We start from the raw sequence: 10,435 nt of genomic DNA, 5'->3' as shown, positions 1-10,435 counted from the left end.
TGGTTTCTTGCCTAGATTATTATCTAAAACGACATGCGTTAAAAGTTAGTTGAACCGCCGTGTGCCGAACGGCACGCACGGTGGTGTGAGAGGGACTAGAAATTAGTCCCTACTCGATTCTTATTTAGGTTGACGTAGCGCTCCGTAAAGGACACCTGAAACTACTGCACCGATTGCAACATAAGCAAGGTATAGAAGTGGATTAGATGTAAGAGCAATTACGAAGATACCACCGTGTGGAGCCATCAATTGGATGCCTGACAAACCAACCAAGGCACCTGAAAGGGCAGAACCTGCGATAAAGCTTGGAATTGCACGAGCTGGGTCAGCAGCACCAAAAGGAATCGCACCTTCAGTGATGAATGAAAGCCCCATAACGATGTTTGTCAAACCTGAATTGCGCTCTTCTTGAGTAAATTTATTTTTGTAAAGCAAAGTAGCAACGAATACTGCCAATGGTGGAACCATACCACCAGCCATAACGGCAGCCATTGCAACTGAACCACCATTTGCGACAGTTGCTGCAAGTGTACCTGTACCGAAGACATAGGCTGCCTTGTTGATTGGACCACCCATATCGACTGCCATCATTCCACCGAGGACAAGTCCAAGGAGAATAGCAGAGCTACCTTCAAGACCAGCAAGGAAGTTGTTCATGCCAGTATTGATTGCTGCCATTGGGATATTCACAAAGAACATCAAGAAACCAGTGATAGCTGTACCCAAAAGTGGCAAGAGCAAGATAGCATTCAAGCCTTGGAGTGATTTTGGCATGTTACGTAAAGCGTTGCGAAGAACAAGCACTACACCACCAGCAAGGAAACCACCGACAAGCGCACCCAAGAAACCAGATGATACACCAGCAAGGGCAAGGGTTTCTTCACCACCAGCTGCATAAGGGATTTTACCGAAAGCAAGACCGCTGCTAGCAATTGCACCAGCTACGAATCCTGCAACCAAACCTGGTTTTTCAGCGATTGAGTAAGCAATGTAACCTGCAAGGAGTGGCAACATGAAGCCAAAGGCTGCTCCACCAATCTTCATGAACATAGCTGCGATTTCGTTGTATGAACCAAGATTTCCGAGTTGATCACTTGGAACACCTAGTAAATTATCAAATAAGAAGGCAAGAGCAATCAATATACCACCACCGATAACGAATGGCAACATTTGAGATACACCGCTCATCAAGTGCTTATAGAAAGCTTTACCAAGACTAAGTTTTTCTGAAGATTCCACAGTAGCTGCTCCTTCTGACGCTGTATAAGCTGATGCTTTACCTTCCAAGATAAGGTTAATCAATTCTTCTGGTTGTTTGATACCAGCTGCAACTGGACGAGATACCAATGGTTTGCCATTGAAACGAGGCATGTCAACAGCCTTATCTGCAGCGATAATAACACCCGCTGCATTCTTGATATCTTCAGCAGTTAGTTTGTTACCAACCCCAGACGCACCGTTTGTTTCAACCTTGATGTCAACACCCATCTCAGCAGCCTGCTTCTTTAGAGCTTCTTCTGCCATGTAAGTGTGTGCAATCCCTGTTGTACATGCTGTAACGGCAACGATAAATGGACGGTCACCACTTGGAGCTGCAACCACTTCTTCTGCTGCCTTGTCTGCTGCTTCAGCTGTATCAAAGACTGCAATGACTTCTTCTGGGCTAGAAACGCCACGAAGTTTGTCAGCAAAACCAGCTTTCATCAAGTATTTAGACAATTCAGCAAGGGCTGCCAAGTGCGTGTCGTTGGCACCTTCTGGAGCTGCAATCATAAAGAACAAGTCAGTAGGTTGACCATCAAGACTTGCATAGTCGACACCCTTGTTTGATTTTGCAAAGAGAACAGTCGCTTCTTTTACAGCCGCATTCTTAGCGTGTGGCATTGCGATACCGTCACCAAGACCTGTTGTCGTTTGTGCTTCACGGTTCATGATACCTGTTTTGAATACGTCAAAATCCGTTACATAGCCTTTATCAACCAAACTAGCAATCATTTCATCGATAACTGCTTCCTTGCTTGTCGCTTGCAAATCAAGCAACATGACATCTTTTCTCAAAACGTCTTGAATTTTCATAGTGTTTCTACCTCAACTTTTTCATAAGTTTCCTTAATAAATTCGATACTTGCCAGATCATCTGAAAAGGCTGTTGCCGTACCGCAAGCAACTCCCCATTTGAGGGCTTCGATTGGGTCTTGTGAGCGAACGTATTCACCTGTAAAACCTGCCACCATGGAATCTCCAGCTCCGACAGAGTTTCTCACTGTACCCTTGATTGGTTTAGCAAAGTAAGTAGCTGCTGGAGTGACCAACAAAGCACCATCACCAGCCATAGAAATGATTACATTCTGAGCACCCATTTCTAAGATTTTCTTAGCATAGGTCTCGATGTCTGCAATGCCACTCAATTCGACATTGAAGATTGCTTCAAGTTCATGGTTGTTTGGCTTGACCAATAGTGGTTGGTGTGCTAGTGAGTCAAGAAGTGTTTGACCTTCAAAGTCACAGACAACCTGTGCCCCTGTTTCTCTCACCACTGGAATTAATCGGTTATATACTTCATTACCAAGGCTTGCCGGTGCAGAACCTGCAAATACAACAATGTCGTCTTTGGTAAGACCTGCAAGAATCATCTCTAATTCTGCCAACTGTAAATCTGTCACGACTGGTCCCAATCCATTGATTTCAGTTTCTTGATCAGCCTTGATTTTTACATTTATTCTTGTATCTTGATCTACTTGAACAAAATTAGTTTCTATCCCTTCGGCTACCAATCCATCCTCAATAAATTGACCCGTAAAGCCTCCAAGAAAGCCAGTTGCTGTATTGGAATACCCTAAACGCTTTAAGACACGACTAACATTAATTCCTTTACCACCAGCATACTTATCATCGCTCTCCATACGATTGACACTGCCTGTTTCGACATGCTCTAAACGAACAATATAGTCAATAGCTGGATTGAGCGTAACTGTATAAATCATACCTCGATAACCCTCGTTTTCTCTTTTATTATATCCAATAAACTGCTTTCTGATGATTGGCAGATAATGGTGGTTTTTTCGATTGCAGCAACTTTCACAAAGGAAAATTGTCCAATTTTAGATGCATCCACAAGTACATAACTTTCTTTTGCGTTATCAATAACAGTCCTTTTTATAGTTGCCTCTTCAACATCTGGTGTTGTCAAGTAGTGTTTGTCAATACCATTCATACCAAGAAATGCCTTGTCAAAATTGAGTTGCCGTATTTGGTCTATTGCTACCGCACCAACGGAAGCATCTGTTGATTGCTTGACAAACCCACCAATAATAATGGTTTTTATCTTGCGTTCAACCAACTTGACCGCGTGATGAATCGAATTTGTCACAACTGTAAGATTCTCTTGATGAAGATAGTCAATCAGCAGTCCTGTAGTGGTTCCGGCGTCTAAAAAGATTACATCGCCATCTCCAATTAGCTGAACCGCTCGTTCAGCAATCTCTCGTTTTTCTTGAACGTTTTTGACAGATTTTTCCAGTATCGATTCTTCTAACTGTAAATTGCCTGTTGATTCAGCTCCTCCGTGCACACGTCTCAGTTTTCCCTCATTCTCTAATTCATCTAAATCCCTACGAACAGTGGACTCAGACGTTTCGAGAATGTCAACTAACTCTTCCAAACGAACATACTGTTGTGCCTGTATTCGCTCTAAAATGAGTTGTTTTCGTTCTGATTTGAGTATGTTTAACACCTCCTGCAATCGTTTACAAAATCTATTATACACGAAAAATTTATCCTGTCAATCATTTTCTATCAAATCCCATCAAAAAACTTCATTTTTAAAATTTTGAAAAAATTCGTGAACTAAAAATCAATGAAAATAAAAGTAACCTAGCTTTATCTATCTGGAAGATAGGTGAATGTTGGAAATATAGAAAACTGTGTCGCCGTCATTAAGACGACGATGTTACTCTATCACTTTCCCATTTCAAGGTAACAGGCTGAAAAGCTCCACTTGAGCTTTTCACTCATCAAGGCCCTTGACAAGGGATATTTTTTCATTTTCAAAGAGTATAAATGGTTCCTATTATTTTATATTGACGAAAAAACCGATCCATCAAACGATGAATCAGTCTTATAGTTTTTTCTCTATATCATTAAATATTAAACAGAAGTTCTACTATTCGGCAGTGGCAATGTTACGTATCATTTCTTTCATCATTTCCATCTCTTCTTTTCTGCCAATAGCCATTCGTATATGATTGGACAACTTTCCACTTGGATAATACTTAAAATTCCACTCTTTTTCCAAGGCATATTGATGCAATTCTTGAGTCCATGGTGCAGAAAAAGTGACAAAGTTGGTTTGACTTGGCAGAACACAACAGTTTGGCATTGTTTCCAAAAATTCAATAAATGTTGCACGACTACTTTTTATTTCCTGGATTTTTTCTTGAACCAAGTCGGTATATCCAAGGGCCATTGTCCCTATTTTAGCTGTCAGGTTTGGCAAACTGTAAGGAGGAATAACCCGATCTAATTCAAAAATAAGTTGCTCGTCTGCAACTGCAAATCCAAGTCGGACACCTGCTAAACCAAAAGCTTTTGATAAGGTTCGCAGGACTATCAGATTCTTATATTGATTGATTTGGTTAACAAAACTAGCTGTGTCAGAAAATTCTATGTAGGCTTCATCAATCACGACCAAGCCATCAAAATTGCGTATGAGTTCTTCGACCTCTTTTTCATCAAATGCCACTGAAGAAGGATTATTCGGATTAGAAAACATAATCATTTTCGCTCCTACAAGATTCGCATAAGCTAGTATATCATCAGCTTTCAGGCGAAGTGTTTCTCCATCACTAGGCAATTCATATTGTTTGAATCGGCTACCATGTAACTGATTGTAAACTTCGTACATAAAGAAATCAGGATCGATGGTTAAAAAGACTTCATCCACTTTCAAAACCCCTGTAATCAGCATATGGATGATGAAATCTGATCCAACCCCAACCGTCAATTGCTGAGGCTGTACCCCAAGATAGGCCGCATAAGTCTCAATCAATTCAGCATACCGATTATCTCCGTAGAAAGATAACTCGCCAGCTGTAACAGCCTCTAAGGCCTCCTGTAAGAGAAAAGACCAATCGATCAGTCGATTCTCATTATCACCTAAATTGTACTTTGCCTGACCTGGCAATTTATAGGGTTCTAAATTTCCTATATCTGTTCTAAATAAGCTCATTTTCTCCTACTTTCTATTGTTTTGAACCTATCACATACTTTGGATCGTTATAAAGCCTCTGGCCCTGAAAGAAAATTCTCGACAGTTACTATGATACTCTTCGAATAGCGCCAATGATAGATACAAACAAATAACTGATAAAATTTCCCTACTGAACCGTTCGTTTTTCAACAATATGCATACGGATATTTAAGGTAATACCACAGGTAAAAATACCAACTATCAAACCACCCCAGTAAGACTTAGGACCTAAATCTGTCGTTCCTTCTAATAAAAATGCTATTGGGAACGTCAATGACCAAAACGAAATGAGGCCAAGTAAAAATGGGACAGTTGTGTCTTTGTACCCGCGCAAAATTCCCTGAATCGGAGCTGTAAACGCGTCTGCTAACTGGAAGAATAAGGCAAAGACCAAAAAGTCTGCCGTCAATCGGATAAACTCAGGATCTTGACCATACCAACCCGCCACCATCTGCCGATTAAAATAGAGGAATGTTAGGGTTAAACCAGCAAATAAAATGGCAGTCAAACGACCGATAACAGCATACTGTCGCGCCGCTTGAGGCCGGTTTGCACCTATTTCATATGAAATCACAATCGGTAAGGCCATAGAGATACTAACTGGAAAAGCATATAACAAGGTCGCAAAATTCATCGCAGACTGGTGAGCAGCAATAACCTGAGAAGAAAATTTTGCCATTTGTAAACCGACAACTGCAAAAATAGCAACTTCAGCAAAGACTTGCAAACCAATTGGAAGACCCAATTTTAACCCAGCTTTTAAGAGGGGGGATTGAATAGCGCTCCATTGCCACAGTTGATATGAAGCGATACGCTTATTTTTAAGCATGACCAAGATTATCACCACTAGGACAGCCCAATAGGCTAAAGCAGTTCCCAACCCAGCTCCTGCCCCGCCCAAAGTCGGGAATCCCAGCTTACCATAAATAAATAGATAATTAAATAAGCTATTAAAGGGAACTAGCAATAACATTAAATTCATGGACAAGCGTGTCATCCCTAATGCATCGAAAAATGAACGACAGACACTAAAGAGTAAAAGAGGCAAAATTCCAATTGAAATATAGTTAAGATACGATTTTGCTATAGACTCTACCTCAGCGTCCAAGTGCAAGAGACCAAGAACCGGAGCCGCAGCAAACTTTACCAATACAAATAAGATGACTGCCAAACCAAGAGCTAGATAAACAAATTGGTGGAATTCCTCTCTGATTTTATCACGGTTTCCCCGCCCTAAGTGATGACCAATAATAGGTACCATAGCGGAAACAATTCCTGTTAGAAAAGAGAAAAACGGATTCCAAAGACTTGTTGCCATAGAAACTCCTGCCAAATCAAGGGTCCGATATTGACCGGTCATCATAGTATCAATAAAAGATGCAGAAAAATTTGCAAATTGATATATGAGAATGGGGAGAAAAATCTTTAAAAATAGAAGAAACTTATCTTTTCGAGTGTGAGTTGGATACATAATGATTCCTTTTTCATTCTAAGGCACCTTTTAAATAAATACAATTGACTTGATTATCAAACTGTCAACGGGTACCTCTATTATTGTAACAGGACTGAAAGCATTCTGCAAACAAAGAAAGGACCTGCATTGCAAGTCCAATGGAATTATAAGGAATCGCCGTTCCAAATTGAATTTTTTACTACAACATAATCCACATGTTTTAAGCTTGTGAGATCACGCCCACCAGCATAAGAAATAGATGATTGCAAATCTTGCTCCATTTCAATCAGAGTATCTTTCAAGTGACCTTTAGCAGGCAATAAAATTTTCTTACCCTCAACGTTTTTATAAGCACCTTTTTGATATTCAGATGCAGAACCATAGTACTCTTTAAACTTCTCTCCATCTACTTCAACTGTTTTTCCTGGGCTTTCGATATGTCCTGCAAAAAGCGAACCAATCATGACCATGCTTGCCCCGAAACGGATGGATTTAGCAATATCTCCGTGGGTACGGATACCGCCGTCCGCAATGATTGGTTTACGAGCTGCTTTTGCACACCAACGTAGCGCAGCTAATTGCCAACCACCTGTACCAAAACCTGTTTTTACTTTAGTAATACATACTTTCCCTGGGCCGATACCAACTTTCGTGGCATCTGCACCAGCATTTTCCAATTCACGAACTGCTTCTGGTGTGCCAACATTTCCAGCAATCACAAATGTTTCTGGCAATTCTTTTTTAATATGCTGAATCATATTTATTACACTATCAGCATGACCATGAGCAATATCAATGGTAATAAACTCAGGTGCATCTGCTTTCAAACTTGATACAAAGTCATATTCATATTCTTTTACACCAACAGAGATAGAAGCTACCAAGCATTGTTCATGCATGCGTTTGATAAATGGAAGGCGGCCGGCTTCATCGAAACGGTGCATAATATAGAAATAACCTTCCTTTGCTAACATCTCTGCAACATTTTCATCTATTATCGTCTGCATATTGGCCGGAACTACAGGTAACTTAAAGCTGTACTTTCCCAGAGTTACAGATGTATCTGCCTCTGAACGACTATTGATAATACATTTATTTGGGATAAGCTGAATATCTTCGTAGTCAAAAATTGGAGTCTCGTTAATCATAATCGCACCTCTATTTTCATATAATTTCCAGAAAAAAACAACAAATTTTCGTAATTAAACGAATTCACATGTATTATTATAGTTTATTGTTTGGTTTTTGTCAATACAAATGGTGTGTATAGAAACATTGTTCGTGTATTCGTTTATATTCTATTATTGTGATACACTAATATACGTATTGTTCAGTTTTTAAGAAAGTTTTCTACTATTTTTAAAAAAATATTCTGAATTTACCATATATTTCTGTCTCAAAAACAAAAAAATCTCCAAAAAACTGAAGATTTTTTTAATCAAATTCATATAATTGCGGATATTTGTGACACTCAGGATTCTTTGGATGGCATACTTCTCTTCCAAAGTAAATCATCGCCTGATGAGCTGGAAGCCATCGTTCAGGTGGCAAAACTTCCATAACCCGCTTTTCTGTTTCCAAAGGTGTTGCAGATTTTTTCACAATATCATGGTGTTTGCAGATGCGTCCTACATGGGTATCGACAGCAAACGCTGGAATCCCAAATCCGACACTCAATACTACGTTAGCAGTTTTTCGGCCAACGCCTGCCAACGCCTCCAACTCCTCACGTGTTTGAGGAACTACCCCATCATGACGATCTATCAACTGCTGGGCACATTCTTTTAAGAACTTTGCCTTATTTCGATACAAACCCAAGCGAGAAATAAAGGGTTCAATATCTTCCACATTCGCAGCTGCCATTGCTTGAGGGGTTGGAAAAGCAGCAAACAAACCTGGAGTAGCTTTATTTACAGCAGCATCAGTCGTTTGAGCAGAAAGTAGCACAGCGCACAACAACTCGAAATGATTCTGAAAATCCAAACTAGGTTTGGCATCAGGATAGAGTGCAATAATTTCTTCAATAACTTTTCTAGCACGTTTTTTTGATAATACCATAAAACCATTATAACATACGATAAATGAGAAATGAAATCAGAATGCCAAAGGTGTTATCAACCTTTCGATGGAAACTTGATACTAACTAACTAAGCACCTTCGAGTATCTTACGAACAGTGTGAATTTGTGAAATTGGAACTGCAACGAGCAAGGAATCACCCATAAAAAGTTGGCTGTTTCCTTTCACAATCCCAGGCTTTCCGTGATGAATTTGGCTGGTAATCAAGCATGAATCCGGCAAACGTAACTCACTTACAAAGGTTTGATCCAAAGTTTCGTTGACAACAACCTCTATTAAAGTCATATGTTCTTGCTGTTCTACTTCTTCTGGCAGAATTTTTTCCAACATCGCTTCGTAGACAGGCGCGCCACCTAAGATGTCCATTATCACATAGGAACTCAAAGCCACCAACCCAATGACCATCAATTGATTCAAACTTCCTACCATTTCAGTTACTAAAATAATAGCAGTTAGAGGGGCTTTGGAAATCGCTGAAAAGAAGCCTGCCATCCCTAAGACAATAAACAATTGCATCTGGTCCTGACTGATGAAACCAATATCAAGGAAGAACCGTGCAACAAATAAACCAAGGAGACTTCCTAAGGTTAATATTGGCAAGAAGATACCCCCTGGTAGACCAGAACCATATGAAATCATACTCCATACAAATCGTATTAAAATCAAGAATGCCAATGTCAGTAGCCCTTGATCCAAATGTGGAAGCTCTAAAATCAAATGATGCCCGCCACCCAATAGGTTAGGGAAATAATAACCAATCGGCATGATGAACAAAAAGGCAAACACACTATAATACGGAGCTGGGAGAGGAATGATTTTTGCAAGCATAGTATAGAAAACTTGTATGTTGAGGATAACAACTTCATATACATATCCAGCAAGTCCAAGGAAAATACCAAGTAAGATATAGATCCAATATTGGTCAAGAGATAATAGTTGCAAATCTTCCGGCATGTGCAAAACAGGTGTTAATCCAAAAACATGTAAGGAAATAAAGTTTGCAGTGATACTGGCAGCTAAGGCTGAGACCCAAACCAGCCGTGAAAACTGATGATAGACTTCCTCTACAACAAATAAAAGTCCAGCTATAGGGGCATTGAAAGCTGCTGCCAAACCAGCCGCGGCACCACTAGCAATTAAACTCCTTCTTTCCATTTCACTGGATTTAAGAAGAAATGATACACCTTTAGCTGTTACAGCACCTAGTTGAATACTGGGACCTTCACGACCTAGCATTAAGCCAGATGCAATGGATAAAACGCCACCGATAAATTTTTTCCAAAGAACTGACCACCAATTTAAATGCATCAATCCTTTTAGTTCCGCTTCAACTTGAGGAATTCCGGAACCTTTTGCATTGGGTTCGTCCTTAATCAAGTGGCCAACAAGCAAAGCTATAACCAGATAAAGCACTCCAATAAGAAGTAAATAGATTGCATTGTCTGTTGCCAGAGAATAGAGGTGTGTAAAGACAACAAATAGTTTTTCAATGGCTAAGCGAAATACAACAACCACTAGACCAGCCGCAATACCAACTATACCACCACGCAGAACCGAATAGAGGATTGATTGCGAAATAAAACTAACTTCTTTCCGGTGATTTTCCATTGGAATTCCTTTTCCCTTCTTTCTATAGCATATACACCCAAAAAATAG

The 10,435-nt window shown here is 39.9% G+C and carries 8 protein-coding genes; all 8 read right to left on the bottom strand.

Annotation, left to right across the window (positions count from 1 at the left end):
- Positions 1 to 120: 120 nt before the first annotated feature.
- The 8 genes from K6V48_RS05800 to K6V48_RS05765 all read right to left on the bottom strand — a co-directional run bounded on the left by K6V48_RS05800 (position 121) and on the right by K6V48_RS05765 (position 10,387).
- Positions 121 to 2,076 carry a PTS fructose transporter subunit IIABC gene (locus K6V48_RS05800; RefSeq protein ID WP_222368473.1) on the bottom strand — a complete coding sequence of 652 codons (1,956 nt, stop codon included), beginning with the start codon at positions 2,074 to 2,076 and terminating at the stop codon, positions 121 to 123.
- Positions 2,073 to 2,984: a 1-phosphofructokinase gene (pfkB, locus tag K6V48_RS05795; protein WP_024404597.1), complete on the bottom strand. Its 912-nt coding sequence runs from the start codon at positions 2,982 to 2,984 to the stop codon at positions 2,073 to 2,075. Before pfkB ends, K6V48_RS05800 begins: the two co-directional genes overlap by 4 nt.
- Positions 2,981 to 3,733 (bottom strand): DeoR/GlpR family DNA-binding transcription regulator, encoded by a 753-nt coding sequence (locus tag K6V48_RS05790; protein ID WP_029751104.1) that lies wholly within the window; start codon positions 3,731 to 3,733, stop codon positions 2,981 to 2,983. The genes pfkB and K6V48_RS05790 overlap by 4 nt, the downstream gene beginning before the upstream one ends.
- Positions 3,734 to 4,162: 429 nt before the next feature.
- Positions 4,163 to 5,227 carry an aminotransferase class I/II-fold pyridoxal phosphate-dependent enzyme gene (locus K6V48_RS05785; RefSeq protein WP_222368471.1) on the bottom strand — a complete coding sequence of 355 codons (1,065 nt, stop codon included), beginning with the start codon at positions 5,225 to 5,227 and terminating at the stop codon, positions 4,163 to 4,165.
- Between the two features lie 148 nt (positions 5,228 to 5,375).
- Positions 5,376 to 6,719 (bottom strand): MATE family efflux transporter, encoded by a 1,344-nt coding sequence (locus tag K6V48_RS05780; protein WP_024404594.1) that lies wholly within the window; start codon positions 6,717 to 6,719, stop codon positions 5,376 to 5,378.
- Positions 6,720 to 6,865: 146 nt separating this feature from the next.
- Positions 6,866 to 7,849 (bottom strand): GMP reductase, encoded by a 984-nt coding sequence (gene guaC / locus K6V48_RS05775; protein WP_222368469.1) that lies wholly within the window; start codon positions 7,847 to 7,849, stop codon positions 6,866 to 6,868.
- A 286-nt stretch (positions 7,850 to 8,135) separates the two neighbouring features.
- Positions 8,136 to 8,759: an endonuclease III gene (gene nth, locus K6V48_RS05770; RefSeq protein WP_172065738.1), complete on the bottom strand. Its 624-nt coding sequence runs from the start codon at positions 8,757 to 8,759 to the stop codon at positions 8,136 to 8,138.
- 89 nt (positions 8,760 to 8,848) lie between these two features.
- A complete protein-coding gene (locus tag K6V48_RS05765) occupies positions 8,849 to 10,387 on the bottom strand; it encodes a ClC family H(+)/Cl(-) exchange transporter (RefSeq protein WP_222368466.1) in 1,539 nt (512 codons plus the stop codon).
- Between the last annotated feature and the right edge of the window lie 48 nt (positions 10,388 to 10,435).

This window comes from Streptococcus suis (assembly GCF_019794555.1).
Lineage (GTDB): Bacteria > Bacillota > Bacilli > Lactobacillales > Streptococcaceae > Streptococcus > Streptococcus suis_AB.
The sequence above is the reverse complement of the archived record's forward strand: the minus strand, read 5'-3'. Positions and strand labels throughout refer to the sequence as shown.

What these genes read in the sequence shown, in the direction of transcription:
- K6V48_RS05800 (WP_222368473.1), bottom strand. Translation starts at nt 2,076, where the DNA reads ATGAAAATTCAAGACGTTTTGAGAAAAGATGTCATGTTGCTTGATTTG.
- guaC (WP_222368469.1), bottom strand. Translation starts at nt 7,849, where the DNA reads ATGATTAACGAGACTCCAATTTTTGACTACGAAGATATTCAGCTTATC.
- nth (WP_172065738.1), bottom strand. Translation starts at nt 8,759, where the DNA reads ATGGTATTATCAAAAAAACGTGCTAGAAAAGTTATTGAAGAAATTATT.
- K6V48_RS05765 (WP_222368466.1), bottom strand. Translation starts at nt 10,387, where the DNA reads ATGGAAAATCACCGGAAAGAAGTTAGTTTTATTTCGCAATCAATCCTC.
- K6V48_RS05785 (WP_222368471.1), bottom strand. Translation starts at nt 5,227, where the DNA reads ATGAGCTTATTTAGAACAGATATAGGAAATTTAGAACCCTATAAATTG.
- pfkB (WP_024404597.1), bottom strand. Translation starts at nt 2,984, where the DNA reads ATGATTTATACAGTTACGCTCAATCCAGCTATTGACTATATTGTTCGT.
- K6V48_RS05780 (WP_024404594.1), bottom strand. Translation starts at nt 6,719, where the DNA reads ATGTATCCAACTCACACTCGAAAAGATAAGTTTCTTCTATTTTTAAAG.